At 62.3% G+C, this 16,560-nt stretch carries 16 protein-coding genes; 7 read left to right on the top strand and 9 right to left on the bottom strand.

Annotated elements, in window-relative coordinates; all coding sequences use genetic code 11:
• Positions 1-130 precede the first annotated feature (130 nt).
• The 4 genes from AC2LD7_RS00175 to glcD all read right to left on the bottom strand — a co-directional run bounded on the left by AC2LD7_RS00175 (position 131) and on the right by glcD (position 4,504).
• Positions 131-532 carry a heme-binding protein gene (locus AC2LD7_RS00175; RefSeq protein ID WP_484595842.1) on the bottom strand — a complete coding sequence of 134 codons (402 nt, stop codon included), beginning with the start codon at positions 530-532 and terminating at the stop codon, positions 131-133.
• 195 nt (positions 533-727) lie between these two features.
• Entirely contained in the window at positions 728-1,945 is a 1,218-nt protein-coding gene (gene glcF, locus AC2LD7_RS00170; RefSeq protein WP_484595841.1) for a glycolate oxidase subunit GlcF, read from the bottom strand.
• A 1-nt stretch (position 1,946) separates the two neighbouring features.
• Positions 1,947-3,005, bottom strand: coding sequence for a glycolate oxidase subunit GlcE (glcE, locus tag AC2LD7_RS00165; RefSeq protein WP_484595840.1), 1,059 nt, complete (start codon positions 3,003-3,005; stop codon positions 1,947-1,949).
• Positions 3,005-4,504 (bottom strand): glycolate oxidase subunit GlcD, encoded by a 1,500-nt coding sequence (gene glcD / locus AC2LD7_RS00160; protein WP_484595839.1) that lies wholly within the window; start codon positions 4,502-4,504, stop codon positions 3,005-3,007. The genes glcE and glcD overlap by 1 nt, the downstream gene beginning before the upstream one ends.
• Positions 4,505-4,738: 234 nt before the next feature.
• On the opposite strand from glcD, the gene glcC reads away from it, so the two are divergent.
• The 3 genes from glcC (at position 4,739) to ubiA (ending at position 7,162) form a co-directional block, all read left to right on the top strand.
• Positions 4,739-5,509, top strand: a complete 771-nt coding sequence (gene glcC, locus AC2LD7_RS00155; RefSeq protein ID WP_484595838.1) for a transcriptional regulator GlcC — start codon at positions 4,739-4,741, stop codon at positions 5,507-5,509.
• Positions 5,510-5,677: 168 nt separating this feature from the next.
• Positions 5,678-6,217 (top strand): chorismate--pyruvate lyase family protein, encoded by a 540-nt coding sequence (locus tag AC2LD7_RS00150; protein ID WP_484595837.1) that lies wholly within the window; start codon positions 5,678-5,680, stop codon positions 6,215-6,217.
• A 51-nt stretch (positions 6,218-6,268) separates the two neighbouring features.
• On the top strand, positions 6,269-7,162 hold the full coding sequence (ubiA, locus tag AC2LD7_RS00145) for a 4-hydroxybenzoate octaprenyltransferase (RefSeq protein ID WP_484595836.1): 894 nt from the start codon (positions 6,269-6,271) through the stop codon (positions 7,160-7,162).
• 124 nt (positions 7,163-7,286) lie between these two features.
• On the opposite strand, the gene AC2LD7_RS00140 is transcribed toward ubiA, so the two are convergent.
• The 3 genes from AC2LD7_RS00140 to AC2LD7_RS00130 are packed head-to-tail and all read right to left on the bottom strand — an operon-like array spanning position 7,287 to position 8,822.
• A complete protein-coding gene (locus AC2LD7_RS00140) occupies positions 7,287-7,919 on the bottom strand; it encodes a 2-dehydro-3-deoxy-6-phosphogalactonate aldolase (protein ID WP_484595835.1) in 633 nt (210 codons plus the stop codon).
• The gene (locus tag AC2LD7_RS00135) at positions 7,912-8,037 is read right to left on the bottom strand and encodes a hypothetical protein (RefSeq protein ID WP_484595834.1); all 126 of its coding nucleotides are present in this window, start codon (positions 8,035-8,037) and stop codon (positions 7,912-7,914) included. The genes AC2LD7_RS00140 and AC2LD7_RS00135 overlap by 8 nt, the downstream gene beginning before the upstream one ends.
• Positions 8,034-8,822 (bottom strand): IclR family transcriptional regulator, encoded by a 789-nt coding sequence (locus tag AC2LD7_RS00130; protein WP_484595833.1) that lies wholly within the window; start codon positions 8,820-8,822, stop codon positions 8,034-8,036. Before AC2LD7_RS00130 ends, AC2LD7_RS00135 begins: the two co-directional genes overlap by 4 nt.
• 163 nt (positions 8,823-8,985) lie before the next feature.
• Here AC2LD7_RS00130 and phoB point away from each other — a divergent pair, with 163 nt between their 5' ends.
• From phoB to AC2LD7_RS00115, 3 genes are all read left to right on the top strand, one after another.
• Positions 8,986-9,675, top strand: a complete 690-nt coding sequence (phoB, locus tag AC2LD7_RS00125) for a phosphate regulon transcriptional regulator PhoB (protein ID WP_484595832.1) — start codon at positions 8,986-8,988, stop codon at positions 9,673-9,675.
• A gap of 81 nt (positions 9,676-9,756) precedes the next feature.
• Entirely contained in the window at positions 9,757-11,055 is a 1,299-nt protein-coding gene (phoR, locus tag AC2LD7_RS00120; RefSeq protein WP_484595831.1) for a phosphate regulon sensor histidine kinase PhoR, read from the top strand.
• 99 nt (positions 11,056-11,154) lie between these two features.
• A complete protein-coding gene (locus AC2LD7_RS00115) occupies positions 11,155-12,495 on the top strand; it encodes a hemolysin family protein (RefSeq protein ID WP_484595830.1) in 1,341 nt (446 codons plus the stop codon).
• A 154-nt stretch (positions 12,496-12,649) separates the two neighbouring features.
• On the opposite strand, the gene AC2LD7_RS00110 is transcribed toward AC2LD7_RS00115, so the two are convergent.
• On the bottom strand, positions 12,650-13,546 hold the full coding sequence (locus AC2LD7_RS00110) for a peptidoglycan DD-metalloendopeptidase family protein (protein ID WP_484596037.1): 897 nt from the start codon (positions 13,544-13,546) through the stop codon (positions 12,650-12,652).
• Positions 13,547-13,720: 174 nt separating this feature from the next.
• Positions 13,721-14,635 (bottom strand): response regulator, encoded by a 915-nt coding sequence (locus AC2LD7_RS00105; protein ID WP_484595829.1) that lies wholly within the window; start codon positions 14,633-14,635, stop codon positions 13,721-13,723.
• A gap of 714 nt (positions 14,636-15,349) precedes the next feature.
• Between AC2LD7_RS00105 and AC2LD7_RS00100 the strand changes: the two genes are divergently transcribed.
• Positions 15,350-16,558, top strand: coding sequence for an ABC transporter substrate-binding protein (locus AC2LD7_RS00100; protein ID WP_484595828.1), 1,209 nt, complete (start codon positions 15,350-15,352; stop codon positions 16,556-16,558).
• The last annotated feature ends 2 nt before the right edge of the window (positions 16,559-16,560 follow it).

The following is a 16,560-nucleotide window of genomic DNA, read 5'->3' as shown; positions in this document are numbered from 1 at the left end:
ACAAAACCTCTCTGTTCTTTATTCAGCCAGCCGCGGATGGCTGCCCATCGCGCGCCGGGGTCGGAAAATGTCGCGGTATGTGCAGCTACCGTTCGCCCCTCTTTCCAGCCTCCAGCGCTTTTCTCGTTCTTCAACCGACAGCGGCAACGCCAGCCTTGGCCACTTGCGCATCCTGCGTGGCAGTCACGCCCGATACCCCAACCGAGCCGACCACGTTGCCGTCGACGATCACCGGCACGCCGCCTTCCAGCGAGCACACCACCGGCGCAGACAGGAAGGCATTACGCCCGCCATTGACCATGTCTTCGTAACCCTTGGTTTCGCGACGGCCGACGGCAGCGCTACGAGCCTTCTCCGTGGCGATGTAGGAAGCGATCGGTGCGCAGCCATCAAGACGCTCCAGGCCCAGCGGATGGCCGCCGTCGTCGGCGACGACGATCGTTACGGCCCAACCGTTGTTCTGCGCTTCTGTGCGGGCGGCGGCAAGGATGGCGGTTACTTCGGTCTGGGTCAGCATGGATTTGGTTTTCATCTCGATTCTCCTGTCTTTGTAATTCGGTTATTCACTGCGCTATCCGTAAACCGGTCGGCGTAGGGTGGGCCGGGCGGCGCTCCACTTCAGTTCGTAGGGTGGGCTTCAGCCCACCGGAATCGTTCATCGGACGCTCAGCATCCTGGTGGGCTGAAGCGGAACGCCGCCCGGCCCACCCTACCGGCTCGTCCTGCTTTAGCTCATCGCCTCCTCGACGATCTCGATCCAGTGTCGCACCGGCGTCCGACCGGCACCGTCGAGGTGGGTCTGGCAACCGATGTTGGCGGTGACGATGACTTCCGGCTTGCCGCTTTCCAGCGCGGTCAGCTTGTTGTCGCGCAACTGCTTGGACAGCTCCGGCTGAGTGATCGAATAGCTGCCGGCCGAGCCACAGCACAGGTGCGCGTCCGGTACGGCGGTGAGCTGGAAGCCCAGGCGGGTGAGCACGTCTTCGACCGCGCCACCGAGCTTTTGTGCATGCTGCAACGTGCAAGGGCAATGAAACGCCATGCGCTTGTCGGCTTTGACGTTCAGGCGCTCGAGCTCGGCGCTGCGCATCACTTCCACCAGATCCTTGGCCAGGGCGCTGACCCGCGCAGCCTTGGTCGCATAGGCCGGATCATCACGCAGCAAATGACCGTAATCCTTGATGAACGAGCCGCAACCACTCGCAGTCTGCACGATGGCTTCGGCGCCGCCTTCGATGGCAGGCCACCAGGCGTCAATGTTGCGTCGGGCGCGGTCAAGGCCAGCCTGCTGGGCGTTCAGGTGGTAATCCACAGCGCCGCAGCATCCGGCTTCGCGTGCTGTGGAAACGCTGATGCCGAGGCGGTCGAGCACGCGCGCGGTAGCGGCGTTAGTATTCGGTGACAGGCTCGGCTGTACGCAACCTTCGAGCATCAGCACGCGACGTGCATGCAATACCTGCGGGCGCGGCTTGGCCGGGGTGACCTGGCGCGGCATGTGAGACTTGAGGGTCGCCGGCATCAGCGGTCGCAGCGCATTACCGGCACCAAGCAGCGCCTTGAACAGCCCCGGACGCGGAATCACGTTGCGTAGCCCAGTGCGCAGCAGGCGTTCGCCCGCCGAGCGCTGAACTTGCTGTTCCATGAAGTCACGGCCGATATCCAGCAGGTTGTGGTACTGGACACCGGACGGGCAGGTCGTCTCGCAGTTGCGGCAGGTCAGGCAACGATCCAGGTGCGTCTGCGTGCTCTCGGTGACCTCACCGCCCTCGAACATCTGCTTCATCAGATAGATGCGCCCGCGCGGGCCATCCAGCTCATCACCAAGCAATTGGTAGGTCGGGCAGGTGGCGTTGCAGAAACCACAGTGCACGCAAGAACGCAGAATGCTCTCGGCTTCCTCGGCACGCGGCAGCTTCTTCGCGGCTTCGCTGAGATTGGTTTGCATATCAGACCTCGGAATACATACGGCCGGGGTTGAAAATCCCCTGCGGGTCGAGTTGCGTCTTGAGCTGGCGGTGGTAGCGCAGCAGCGGTTCGCTCAATGGTTGGAACGGGCTGGCGGTGGCACCGGCGGTAAAGCAGATGGCGTGACCGCCGACTTCGCCCACGATTGCACGGATGCTCTGCGCATCGGCGTCTGACCTCAGCCAGCGTTGCGCGCCCGCCCAGTCGATCAATTGTTCGCCAGGCAGGGCCAGCTCAGCCGTGTTGGTTGGCAGCGACAGGCGCCACAGAGACCGCGCATCGGCAAAAAAGCTCAGGCGTTGCTCGCGCAAGTCATTCCAATAGCCGGAGTCCAAGGCTTCGCCGCCAATACGGTCGCAGGCGGCATTGACCGAGCCCTCACCACCTTCCAGGCGTAAATGCAGCGCGGTGCCGTCATGGCTCGCCGCAGTGATCGGCACCGGTTGCTGACCCCATTCGGCAAGCTTGAGCAGCGCGCGGTCAACCGGCATCTCGACCCGCAGGCTGCGGCACAGACGCGGCTTGGGCAGCACTTTCAGCGACACCTCGGTAAGCACGCCGAGGCAGCCGAAGCTGCCGGCCATCAGGCGCGACAGGTCATAACCGGCAACGTTTTTCATCACTTCGCCGCCGAAGCGCAGGTGCTTGCCGTGGCCGGTGATGACCCGTGTGCCGAGCACGAAATCGCGCACCGAACCGGACCAGGGCCGACGCGGGCCGGAGAGGCCCGCGGCGATCATGCCGCCGACCGTGGCGCCTTCGGTGAAGTGCGGCGGCTCGCAAGGCAGCATCTGTCCGGCCTCGTCGAGAGCTGCTTCCAGCTCCGCCAGCGGCGTGCCGGCACGCGCGGTGATCACCAATTCGGTGGGGTCATAGCTGACGATGCCGCGATGCGTGCGGGTATCAAGCAGCGTGCCCTTGACCGCACGGCCGATATGCGCCTTGCTGCCGCCGCCCTGGATACGCAACGGGGTGTTGTTGGCCAACGCCTGATTGACCTGTTCGAGCAAGTGCTCGCTGGCGTCGTAGGAAACGGACATCAGAAGCGCTCCAATTCGGGGAAGGGCAACTGTCCGCCGTGCACATGCATGCCGCCAAATTCGGCACAGCGGTGCAAGGTCGGAATGTTCTTGCCAGGATTGAGTAAGCCGCTCGGGTCGAAAGCCGCTTTTACCGCGTGGAACAGGGTCAGCTCGTCGGCATTGAACTGCGCGCACATTTGATTGATCTTCTCGCGACCGACACCGTGCTCACCGGTGATCGAACCACCGACCTTGACGCAGAGTTCGAGAATCTTGCCGCCCAACGCCTCGGCGCGTTCCAGCTCGCCTTCTTGATTGGCATCGAAGAGGATCAGCGGGTGCATATTGCCGTCACCGGCATGGAACACGTTGGCGACTCGCAGGCCATATTCGTCGGACAGGTCGGAAATACCTTTGAGTACACCCGGCAATTCGCGGCGCGGAATGGTGCCGTCCATGCAGTAGTAGTCCGGCGAGATGCGCCCGACCGCCGGGAAAGCATTCTTGCGTCCGGCCCAGAAGCGCACACGCTCGGCTTCGTCCTTGGCCAGCCGCACCTCGGTGGCACCTGCCAGCCGCAAGACTTCACTGACGCGATCGCAATCATCACTCACGTCGGCTTCGACGCCATCCAGCTCGCAGAGCAGAATCGCCTCTGCATCCACCGGATAACCGGCACGGATGAAGTCTTCGGCGGCGCGGATCGATAGGTTGTCCATCATCTCCAGGCCGCCGGGGATGATGCCGGCAGCGATGATGTCGCCGACCGCACGCCCGGCTTTTTCCACCGAGTCGAAGGCCGCCAGCAAGACCTTGGCTACTTGCGGCTTGGGCAGCAGCTTGACCGTGACCTCGGTGACGATGCCGAGCATGCCCTCGGAGCCGGTGAACAGCGCCAGCAGGTCGAAGCCCGGCGAGTCCAGCGCGTCGGAGCCGAGCACCATGCGCTCGCCCTCGACGGTAAGAATTTCCACCTTGAGCAGGTTGTGCACGGTCAGGCCGTACTTCAGGCAGTGCACGCCGCCAGCGTTCTCAGCGACGTTGCCACCGATGGAGCACGCGATTTGCGAGGACGGGTCCGGCGCGTAGTAAAGATCGAAGGGTGCCGCAGCCTGGGATATCGCCAGGTTGCGCACGCCGGGCTGAACACGGGCGAAGCGACCGGCCGGGTCGACTTCGAGAATCTTGTTGAAACGCGCCATCACCAAAAGCACGCCCTGTTCCAGCGGCAGCGCGCCGCCAGAAAGACCAGTGCCGGCACCGCGGGCGACGACCGGTACGCGACGCTGATGGCAAACCTTCAGCAACGTCTCGACCTGCTCGATGCGCTCGGGCAACACCACCAGCATCGGCGTCGTGCGGTAGGCGGACAGACCATCGCACTCGTAGGGCTTGAGGTCTTCGCCGCGATGGAGGATGTCCAGGTCCGGCAGTTGCGTCTGCAATTCGCTGAGCAGTGCCGCCTTGTCAACCTTCGGCAGCTCACCGTCGACGCGTTCGTCGTAGAGAATATTCATGCAGTTCGGTGCTCTCGTTGTTCACCATCAGCACAGCCAGCTGCGGTGGATTGACGCATCATTAGCCCTGTATTGCCGCCTCGTCCACCGCCGAAACCACTGGTCCTACCAGTTTCTTTCAGCAGGCTTTCATAACCCACGATCAAAATGGCCATATACCGGGGCCGGAGCACCTTTATCCGGCAATGCGGTAGACTTCGACCAAACTGGTCCTACCAGTGAGGAGACTCTTGAATGCTGATTGAAAACCCCCAGGATCGCCGTCAACTGGCAGACGTGGTCGCCGAGCGGATCGAGCGCTTGATCGTCGATGGCGTGCTCAAGGTCGGCCAGGCTTTACCGTCGGAACGACGTCTGTGCGAAAAACTGGGCATCTCTCGCTCGGCCTTGCGCGAAGGGCTGCGCATTCTGCGTGGGCGCGGCATCATCGAAACCGCGCAAGGCCGCGGCTCGCACGTGGCAAGGCTGTCAGGCGAACAGGATGCGAGCCCGCTCATGCATCTGTTCAACTCGCAGCCGCGCACATTATTCGACCTGCTTGAAGTCCGCGCCCTACTGGAAGGTGAGTCGGCACGGCTGGCGGCGCTACGCGGTACCGACGCCGATTTCATCCTGCTGCGCCGCCGCTACGAAGAAATGCTTGCCGCGCACACTGCGGAAGCCGGCGACCCACGCGAGCATGCGCGCCTCGATCACGCCTTCCATCTGGCCGTCAGCGAGGCCTCGCACAACCCGGTACTGGTGCACACGCTGCAGTCGTTGACCGACCTGATGCTCTCTACCGTATTCGCCTCGGTGAACAACCTCTACCACCGACCCACGCAGAAGCGGCAAATCGACCGGCAACATTCGCGACTGTTCCATGCTGTCACCGAGCGCCTCCCCGACCAGGCCCAGCGCGCCGCTCGCGATCACATCCACAGCATTCGCGACAACCTCAAGGAGATCGAGCAGGAAGAACAGCGTCTGGTTCGCGCGACGATGCGGCTGGAGGGGTGGACGTAAAAAAGGCTGGAGGCTGGAGGCTGGAGGCTGGAGGCTGGACAGTGTGATGGCTTGTGCGGAACGGCTGCCAGGCTTTTGCTCGTTCAGCTTTCCAGCCTCCGACGCTTTTATCGGCCGCTCCGCACCCATGCTAGACTCGCCCGCTCCATCCGCTGTGCCGAAACCCCCGTGTCCGACTTTCCCGACTGGCTGACCGCCGACCGCCTTCCCACTGCCCTTGATCCCGCCATGCATGATTGGCTGTTCGTCGACAAAGGCTCGCTGACCCGCCGCCTTACCGAACTGGCTGCAGGTGCTTTCAGCGTTACTCCGCTGGCCGAAGGCTGGGAAACGCTGCGCGACGACGAATGTGCCGCGCTGGGGGTGGCGATTGGCAGCCAGGGCTGGGTTCGTGAGGTCTACCTGCGCGGCCATCTGCAGCCTTGGGTGTTCGCCCGTAGTGTCGCCGCCAGCAGCGCGCTGGAAGAGTCCGGGCTGGATCTGCCGCACCTGGGCAACCGTTCGCTGGGCGAGTTGCTGTTCAGCGACCCGGCGTTCGCTCGCGGTCCACTGGAAGCCCGTCGCTACCCCGACGCCTGGCTTCCGCAGGATGTCCGCCAGGCTCAGCTCTGGGCCCGCCGCTCCTGTTTCAGCCAGGGCGATCTGCGCGTGCTGGTCGCTGAGGTGTTTCTGCCAGCCCTGTGGCGGGCCGCACGGATCACGACCTGAACGCGGCACAGACTGCCCCATAACCGCCCTTCACCGCTTGGAGACCCGCCGATGTACCAAAAGCTTCTGCAATCGAGCAATCGCCTGCATCCGCGCGCCTGGGACTTCATTCAGCTGATGCGCCTGGAGCGGCCCATCGGCACCTATCTGCTGCTATGGCCAACGCTATGGGCGCTGTGGATCGCCGGTGAAGGCTCGCCCAGCGTGAAGAACGTGGTGATCTTCGTTCTCGGCGTAATCCTGATGCGCGCCGCCGGCTGCGTGATCAACGATTTCGCCGATCGCAACTTCGACGGCCACGTCAGCCGCACCAAGGGTCGCCCGCTGGCGACCGGCAAGGTCACCACCAAGGAAGCCTGGATTCTCTTCGCCGTACTGGTCGCCCTGAGCTTCGGCTTGGTGCTGCTGACCAACGCGGCAACCATCTGGCTATCTTTCGGCGCGCTCGGGGTTGCCGCGCTCTATCCCTTCATGAAGCGCTACACCTATTACCCGCAGGTGGTGCTGGGCGCGGCGTTCTCATGGGGTATGCCGATGGCCTTCACCGCCGAGACCGGCAGCCTGCCGCCGGAAGCCTGGTTGCTGTTCATCGCCAACGTGGTCTGGACCGTGGGCTACGACACTTATTACGCCATGGCCGACCGCGAGGACGATCTGAAGATCGGCATCAAGTCCACCGCCATCCTGTTCGGCGAGGCCGATCGAGTGATCATCGCGACCTTGCAAGGCCTGGCGTTGTTCTGCCTGATTCTCGCTGGCGTGCGCTTCGAACTCGGCCAGTGGTTCCACCTGGGCCTGACCATCGCCGCCGTCTGCTTCGCCTGGGAGTTCTGGAAAACCCGCTCGCGCAAGCCGCAGGTCTGCTTCAAGGCGTTCCTGCATAACCACTGGGCCGGGCTGGCGATCCTCCTCGGGATCATCCTCGACTACGCGACGCGCACATAAGCAAGCCACTTCCAGACCGATAGGCGGCCCCGTAGGCCAGCGAGGCTGCAGCAATCTGCATATTCGGGTCGATGACATACACAGATCGGCTCTACAGCTGCCGGCCCGTAAACGGGCGCCGGGGTTACTTCAGCTGTGTTTTCAGTCGATCCCAGGCGGCAACGAAAGCAGCGGCGCTACGCGCCACTGCCTCGGCATCCTGTCCCGGTCTGTAGAGCGCAGAACCCAGACCGAAGCCATCCGCACCGGCTTCCATGAACACATGCATGTTGTCGGGCGTGATGCCGCCGACCGGAACCAGCCAGCACTCCTTGGGAAACACTGCCCGCCAGGCTTTCACCACGGCGGGGCCGCACTGCTCCGCTGGGAACAGCTTGAGCACCTGGGCGCCAGCCTCCAGCGCAGCGAAACCCTCACTCGGCGTTGCCACCCCCGGCGCGCTGATCAGTCCGGCAGCACGCGTGGCACGGATGACGTCCGGATGCATGTTCGGGGAGACGATAAGGCGACCGCCGGCCTCGGCCACCGCCTGCACTTGCGCCACATCGAGCACCGTGCCAGCACCGATCAGGCAGTCGGCACCCAAATCCGCGGCGAGCATTTCGATACTCACCAGTGCCTGCGGTGAATTCAGCGGGATTTCGATCAGGCGGAAGCCGCTCTCGTAAAGCGCCCGGCCCACCGGGAGAATCGACCCCGGCGTAATGCCGCGCAGAATCGCTACCAGTGGTAGCGGGGCCATGAATGAGTCAAGCACGCTGCATCTCCTCTTTTGCGACCAGCCCGGCGGCTTGCGCGACCTGCCGGAGATCGGCGACGTCGGGGTTGTCCAGGCTCCGCACACGGTAGAGGCCGATCAGGCAGGGCTCGCTCATCGACCTCTCCATCCCAGCTCGGCGGATACGTCGGCCGCGCACCGTATGACCACAGGCCGCAGTTCTTCCAGGCGACTTTCCGGCATGTAGGGGATCGCACTGGCGACGCTCAGCGCCGCAATGATTTCCCCTCCCGTATCGCGAACAGGGGCCGCTACGCAGCGCACACCGAGTTCGTTCTCCTCAAGGTCGAAGCTGAAACCACCCGCCGCGTATTCCGCCATCTGTGCGTGATAGTCCTGCCAGGGCGTGAACTCCTCACGCAACCCGCTCTGCCCCGCTCGCCGCTGAAGTCCTTCTTCGTAAAGCGCCTGCCAGTCGGCTGCGGGTAGGTCGAGCATCAGCGATTTGCCAATTCCGGTCAGAGCAAGGGGCATGCGCAAACCAATACGCGAGCGCATCTCCAGGCCACGCGTGCTCGACAACTTATCGATATAGAGAACGTCACCGCTTTCACGGACGCCGAGGTGAATGGTGTCCTGCGTCAGATCGGCCAGGCGCTGCAGATGAGGGCGCGCCAGTTTGATCAACGGCATCTCTGCGCGAGCCTTGTAACCCAGCTCGATCAGCCGCGGGCCGAGGCGATAGCCCTGCGCCTCGCTGCGCAGATAATCGGCCTGCACCAGCGCCGCGACCAGACGGTGTGTCGTGCTGCGCGTGCAGCCAATGGCGGCGCCGATCGCGGCAAGCGAATCCGCACCCTGCGACACCGCATCGATTACCGCCAATCCCCGAAACAGCGCCTGCGCGCCGAGGGGAGCTTCTTTGTTGTTGTCTTGAGTCATGAGCGTCTCCTACGAAGCGCACCTTAGTCCCAACGACAGCCAATCTCAATATACGAGTTACACTCCCAAAATATGGGATATAGCTGAGCGGACAAATTTGTCATATGGCTGCAACATTTCCGTTATCTAATGCCGAGCGACAAGAAACGGACCGAGAGCGGACATGAACGGCAAATGCATACTGATCGTCGATGACGAAGCGCCGATTCGCGAGATGATCGTGGTGGCGCTGGAAATGGCCGGCTACGAATGCCTCGAAGCGGACAATACCCAGCAGGCCCACGCGCTGATCATCGACCGCCAACCGGACCTGATCCTGCTCGACTGGATGCTGCCCGGCACCTCCGGAATCGAGCTGGCCCGGCGTCTCAAGCGCGACGAAATGACCGCCAGCACCCCCATCATCATGCTCACCGCCAAGGATGCCGAGGACAACAAGATCCAGGGCCTTGAGGTCGGTGCCGACGACTACATCACCAAGCCGTTTTCGCCGCGCGAGCTAGTGGCGCGCCTCAAAGCAGTGCTGCGACGTGCCGCGCCCAGCGACAACGAGACGCCGATCGAGATTGGCGGACTGCTGCTCGACCCCATCAGCCACCGAGTCACCATCGATGGTTCGCCGGCGGACATGGGCCCGACCGAGTACCGCCTGCTGCAGTTCTTCATGACCCACCAGGAGCGCGCCTACACCCGCGGGCAGTTGCTCGATCAGGTCTGGGGCGGCAATGTCTATGTCGAAGAGCGCACCGTGGACGTGCATATCCGGCGCCTGCGCAAGGCGTTGGGCGAAACCTATGAGAACCTGGTGCAGACCGTGCGTGGCACCGGTTATCGTTTTTCCACCAAGAGCTGAACAAAGCCGCAACCGCCGGGCTTTAGCTGGCGTTGTAGATGATTTCCAGCCGGCCCCAAGCTGTCTCAAGGAGCGTTAGCGGTGAACCAAGACTGGCAAGGCGCATTGGTGCGCCGGCTGCTTCTGCTGTTGGCGGGATGCCTGCTGATCGGCCTGATCACCGGCGAATATGCCTGGGCTCTGGTGGTGGGCCTGTCTGGGTATGTCGGCTGGACCCTGCATCAGATGCGGCGTCTGCAGCGCTGGCTCAAGCGCAGTCAGCCCGACGAGCCGCCGCCGGACAGTCACGGCCTGTGGGGCGAGATTTTCGACAATCTCTATCAATTGCAGCGCAGGGACTTGCGTTTGCGCGGCCAACTGCAGGCTGTCATCGATCGCGTTCAGGGCTCGACGACAGCGCTGAAGGATGCCGTGATCATGCTCGACAGCGACGGCAATCTGGAGTGGTGGAACCCCGCCGCAGAACGTCTGCTGGGCCTGAAGAAACCGGACACCGGACATCCGGTCACCAACATGGTCCGCCATCCGAGCTTCAAGGAATACTTCGACAGCGGTCGGCACGAGGAGCCGCTGGAGCTTTCCTCGCCGGTCAATGATCGCCTCTGGCTGCAGGTCACCATTACCCGCTACGGCAACAGCGAGCACCTGATGGTGGTGCGCGACATCACGCGGTTGCATCTGCTGGAGCAAATGCGCAAGGACTTCGTCGCCAACGTCTCCCATGAGTTGCGCACGCCGTTGACGGTGATTTCTGGCTATCTGGAAACCATGCTCGAACACACCGACGAGATGAATCCACGCTGGTCACGAGCGCTGCAGCAGATGAACCAGCAGGCTGGACGCATGCAGCATCTGCTCAATGACTTGTTGCTGCTGGCGAAACTGGAAGCCACCAATCCGCCGACCAATACCCAGCCAGTGGCTGTCGCCGCCTTGCTGCAGTCGATCAAGAGCGACGCCCAGGCCCTGTCCGCCGAGTGCAACCATGCCATCAGCCTCGAAGCCGACCCCACCTTGCTGCTCAAGGGCAGCGAGGCCGAGCTGCGCAGCGCGTTTTCCAATCTGATATTCAACGCGGTGAAGTACACCCCGGCTGGCGGCGAGATCCAGATCCGCTGGTGGTGTAACGAGCACGGCGCGCATCTGGCCGTGCAGGATTCCGGGATCGGAATCGAATCCAAGCACCTGCCTCGCCTGACCGAACGTTTCTACCGGGTCGATTCTAGTCGCGCCAGCAACACTGGCGGCACCGGACTGGGTCTGGCCATCGTCAAGCACGTGCTGTTGCGCCATCAAGGCCGCCTGGACGTGAACAGCACGCCGGGCAAAGGCAGCATATTTACCTGCCATTTCCCGCTGTCCCAGGCTTCGGTGCAGTAAGCGCTGCCAATCGACTGCCGACCAACGCCATCACCGGCTCCTTGAAATAACCCGAGTCGAGCCCCATCCTGTGGCCGTCATCAACTATCCGAAACCTTCATGGACCCTTCCCCCAGCTACGTTGCACCTTCCTACTTCGCCGATTTCGGCCTGATTCTTTTTGCCCTGTTCCTGGTTCTGCTCAACGGCTTCTTCGTGGCGGCGGAGTTCGCCATGGTCAAGCTACGCGCGACCAAGGTCGAAGCCATCGCCAAGGAACACGGCTGGCGCGGGCATATCCTGCGCAAGGTTCACAATCAGCTGGACGCCTACCTGTCCGCCTGCCAGCTGGGTATCACACTCGCATCCCTGGGCCTCGGCTGGGTCGGCGAGCCAGCCTTCGCTCATCTGCTCGAACCGCTGCTGGCAGCCGTTGGCGTGCAATCGCAGGCCGTGGTTCATGGCGTCGCGTTCTTCACTGCGTTTTTCATCATTTCCTATCTGCACATCGTCGTTGGCGAACTGGCGCCGAAATCCTGGGCGATCCGCAAACCCGAGCTGCTGTCGCTGTGGACGGCCGCGCCGTTGTACCTGTTCTACTGGGCCATGTACCCGGCAATTTACCTGCTCAACGCCAGCGCCAACGCGATTCTGCGTATCGCCGGGCAAGGTGAGCCGGGAGATCATTACGAACACCACTACAGCCGCGACGAGCTGAAGCTGATCCTGCATTCCAATCGTGCGCTGGACCCGGCCAACCAGGACATCAAGGTGCTCGCCTCGGCCGTTGAGATGAGCGAGCTGGAAGTCGCCGACTGGGCCAACTCGCGCGAGGACCTGTTGCAGCTTGAACACAGCGCATCGCTGTCGGAAATCCTCGACCTGATTCGTCGCCATAAATACAGCCGTTACCCGGTATACGATGCCGAGCAGGGCGATTACATCGGTCTGCTGCATATCAAGGATCTGCTACTGGCGCTGGCCGGCGACGAGCAACTGGCGCTGCATTTCGACCTCACCGCCCTGCTGCGACCGCTGGAACGGGTGCCCCGACACCTGCCACTGAACGCGTTGCTGGATCAGTTCCGTCAAGGCGGCGCGCATTTCGTGCTGGTGGAGGAAGGCGACCATAAAGTGGTGGGCTTCTTGACCATGGAGGACGTGCTCGAAGTGCTGGTGGGCGATATCCAGGACGAGCATCGCAAAACCGAGCGGGGCATCCTCGCCTATCAGCCCGGCAAACTGTTGGTGCGGGGCGACACGCCGCTGTTCAAGGTCGAGCGCCTGCTGAACATCGACCTCGACCACATCGAGGCAGACACGCTTGCGGGCCTGATCTACGAAACGCTAAAGCGGGTGCCGGAAGAAAACGAAGTGCTGGTTATCGAGAGCTTGCAGATCGTCATCAAGAAGATGCGCGGGCCGAAGATCGTATTGGCCAAGGTGTTGAAGCAGGAATAAGAAGGCGGCAGGCGGCAGGCGGCAGGCGGCAGGCGGCAGGCGGCAGGCGGCAGGCGGATCAGCCTAGTGTGGCGTCTGGTGCCGTCAAACGCTTTTTCCGCTTTTCCGCTTTTTCCTGAAGCCTGAAGCCTGAAGCCTGAGGCCTGAAGCCGCCCTAATCCCCGCCAACCGCGAAATTCGGCAGGCTGTTGACCGGCTGAGAGAAGTCGAAGGGAATCGACTCGATCGCTAGTCCGACGTTGCGCTGCACCACGAAGTGCAGGTGCGGGCCGGTGCTGTTTCCGGTATTGCCGGAACGCGCAATGCGGGCGCCGGTCTCGACGCGCTGACCCTCGCGGACGCTCACAGACCCCTTCATCAGGTGCAGGTAGACGCCCATGGTGCCGTCGTCGTGCATGATTCGCACAAAGTTGCCCGATGGGTTGTTACCGCGCCCGCTCTGGCTGTTCTCGATCTTGACCACCATGCCGCCGCGCGCCGCCACGATCGATGTGCCTTCCGGCATGGCGATATCTGCGGCATAGCGACCTTTGGGAGTGAAGTGACTGTATTTGCCATTGGCGCCCTGGGTCAGCCGGAACGGCCCACCGCGCCAGGGCAACGGGTATTTGTAGGGCTTGGGCAGCAGACGCGGGTCGCCCAGGGCATGGCGCAGCTTGGGGGTGTACTTCAGCGGTTTGGAAGGATCGAGCGGAGCCAAGGTCGCCAGGCGGATCTGACTGCGCGGTGGCAGTACCCAGCGAATCGGCTTGTCCGGCACCCCAACGGCGTTCTGCACGCCGGTCAGCTTGAGTTCGATGTCCACCGGTGCAAACAGATCATTGCGCACCAGCAGCGTCTCACCACCCGCATGTTTGCGGGTTTCCAGTTTCACCTGGGTATCGAGCTTCTCGACCATGCGGTCGTTGAACGTGAACACGGCAGCGCCCGGTGCGGCCTGGTCGGTATAGGTGACTACGCCGTTGGCGTCGGTGTATTTGTAAATGGTCAAGGCCGAGGCGGGCGATGCCAGCCAGAACAGCCCGAGACAGAGAATGATGCGCCCCAACATAACGGCAGACTTCATGTGGTTATGTGCGTAGAGGGCTGCAGACTAGCAGCGCAACGGGACAGGCGCGAGCCACCGACCGTCGGCCTGTGAAATTGTTCCTTCTATAAAGTTTTTTCCGGACGGACGGACACGCTTTACTCCGAATCGAGTCGCCAACGGCCGACCGAGCCGGACTCAGGCGCCCGGAACGAAATGCCGCTGCGCGGTGCCGCGGGCGATCAGCCGCGACAGGTAATCGAGCTTTTGCGGGTCGCGGTCGACAAAACGGAAGGTCAGCTGCAGCCACTCGCTGTCGGGCTTCGGCTCTAGCGCCGCGACAGCGTGCAGGTAGCCGTTCAGGCGGGCCACTTCGCCACCCTCACCCTGCTCCAGATCGAGCACGGCACTTTCCAACACCTGCGGCAGGGTTTCGCTGCGCTTGACCACCAACAGACCTTCTTTGAGGCTCAGCGCCTTGATGACACAGGCGAGCGTCCCGGAAGCCAGGCGCAACTGGCCCTGACCCCGCCCGCCGCTCGACGCAGAGGGTTTGGGCGCGTTCGGCTGGATCAACGGTGCGGCGGCTGTTGGCGCTGAAGAGCTGGCCGGTGCGGTGGACGCAGGCCTTACCACCTCTGCCTTGCCGCCGGTGAGCGCGGCCAGCGAATCGTTCGCCATGCCGGTGTTCGTCGGCCGTGCCGGTGCGCCGGCAGCCAGTGCGTCGAGCTTGCCGGCTCGGCCCAGGGCCTTGCGCACCTTGGTGGTCAGCTGTTCGTTGGAGAACGGCTTGCCGATGAAGTCGGACACACCGGACTGGATCGCCTGCACGACGTTTTCCTTGTCGCCACGGCTGGTGACCATGATGAACGGCGTGGTCTTCAGTTTCTCGTGGGCGCGGCACCAAGTGAGCAACTCGAGCCCGGACATCTCTGGCATTTCCCAATCGCAGAGAATCAGGTCGAAGCGTTCGCGATCGAGCATCTGCTGGGCCTTGCGCCCGTTTACCGCTTCCTCGATGCGGATGCCAGGAAAGTGGCTGCGCAACCCCTTCTTGACCAGATCACGGATGAAGGGCGCATCATCCACCACCAGCACACTGACCTTGCTCATCACTCGCTCCTGCTTGAATGGCCGCCAGCATAGCGGTAGCCGCCGGATGAAAAAAGCACAGCCGGCCAGGGTGGCACTTTAACTCCGCCTGGCCAGGTGATTGTCATTTATCTGGCGCTCCCTTCTGAGAAAGACGCTCGGTTGGCTCCGAAACTTGCAAATGGCGAGCACCAACAGCAGCCAAGGTCCCCTCGCCGAGTTCAAACCACAGGTGCCAGCGCCCTGTTCGGATGGGCTCGGCCACTCGGCACCAGCGTTGCGTCTGTTTTTTCTCGCCTGCCGAACCTTAACGGCTGCGTCAAGCTCGCGCACTGCGCCGAATGGCACGGCCAAACCTGACCGATTCATCCGAAATGGTCAGTTGCGTCTGGCCGAACCCCTGCTACGTTTAGTTCTAAACAATAACTAGAAAAGTCATATGTCAGGCCGAATGAACACAACCCCGGTGCCCATCGATTATTCGTACCTGACCGGCACGACGACAGACTATTTCATCCGGCGCGATCCCAATTGCTGCACCAGCCCATATTTATTTTTTGCAATCGACACGCCCCATGAAACGCGCCCGGAATCATTACCGCAGCGCACTTCGGCGTCAGATCGTGAGCGTCGGCAGCCTCGTCTGCCGCTTCCCGTTACCCACCGAACCGTCCAGTCCGTGGCAGCCCGTATGGGCCGTCCTGTAAGCGGTCAACCCCTGCAAGGAGATAGGCGATGAAGCTTCTGGCAATTGCAACGGCAGTACTGAGTGCGGCAGCGGCGATCCCCGCGTCGGCCGCGGAAATATCCGATGGAAAAGTGAAAATCGGAATTCTCAACGACCAATCCGGCGTCTATGCCGACTTCGGTGGCAAGTGGTCCTTTGAGGCGGCCAAAATGGCGGCTGAAGATTTCGGCGGGAAAGTTCAGGGCATGCCGATCGAAATCGTCACGGCCGACCATCAGAACAAGCCGGATATCGCCTCCAATATCGCGCGTCAGTGGTATGACCGCGAGCAGGTCGACTCAATCATGGAGCTGACCACCTCGTCCGTTGCGCTCGCGGTGCAGGGCATCTCCAAGGAAAAGAAGAAGATCGACCTGGTAACCGGTGCCGCGACCGCGGAGCTGACCGGCAAGCAATGCTCGCCCTACGGCTTCCACTGGGCCTATGACACCCATGCATTGGCGGTCGGTACCGGTGGCGCATTGGTTTCCCAAGGTGGGGATAGCTGGTATTTCCTCACCGCCGACTACGCCTTCGGCTACTCACTGGAAGAGCAGACCAGCGCATTCGTCAAAGCCAAGGGCGGCGAGATCAAGGGCGCGGTGCGCCATCCATTGGCCACCAACGATTACTCATCCTTCCTGCTACAGGCACAGGCCTCCGGCGCCGAAGTCATCGGCCTGGCCAACGCCGGTATGGACACGGCCAATGCAATCAAACAAGCGGCGGAGTTCGGGATCGTCGCCAGCGGTCAACGCCTTGCAGCGCTGCTGTTCACCCTGTCGGAGGTGCACGGCCTAGGACTGGAAGCGGCACAAGGCCTGACCCTGACCGAAAGCTTCTACTGGGATCGTGACGATCAATCTCGCGAATTCGGCAAACGCTTCTTTGAACGCACCGGCCGCATGCCGAACATGGTTCACGCAGGCACATACTCAGGTGTACTGCAGTATCTCAAGGCCATCGACAAGGTCGGCACCGACGAAACGGAAGCGGTGGCCAAGGCCATGCATGAGATGCCTGTGAATGACCTTTTCGCACGCAATGCCAAGGTGGGCGCCAACGGTCGGCTGATCAGCGATGTTTATCTGATGGAAGTGAAGACACCCGAAGAAAGCAAGGAGCCCTGGGACTACTACAAGGTGCTCGCCACCGTGCCGGGTGACGAGGCCTATATCAAACCAGCCGAGAGCGGCTGCGATCTGGTCAAGCAATAAGC

The organism is Stutzerimonas sp. (assembly GCF_982611455.1).
Note: the sequence above shows the minus strand (reverse complement) of the source record. Positions and strands in the feature narration are given on the sequence as shown.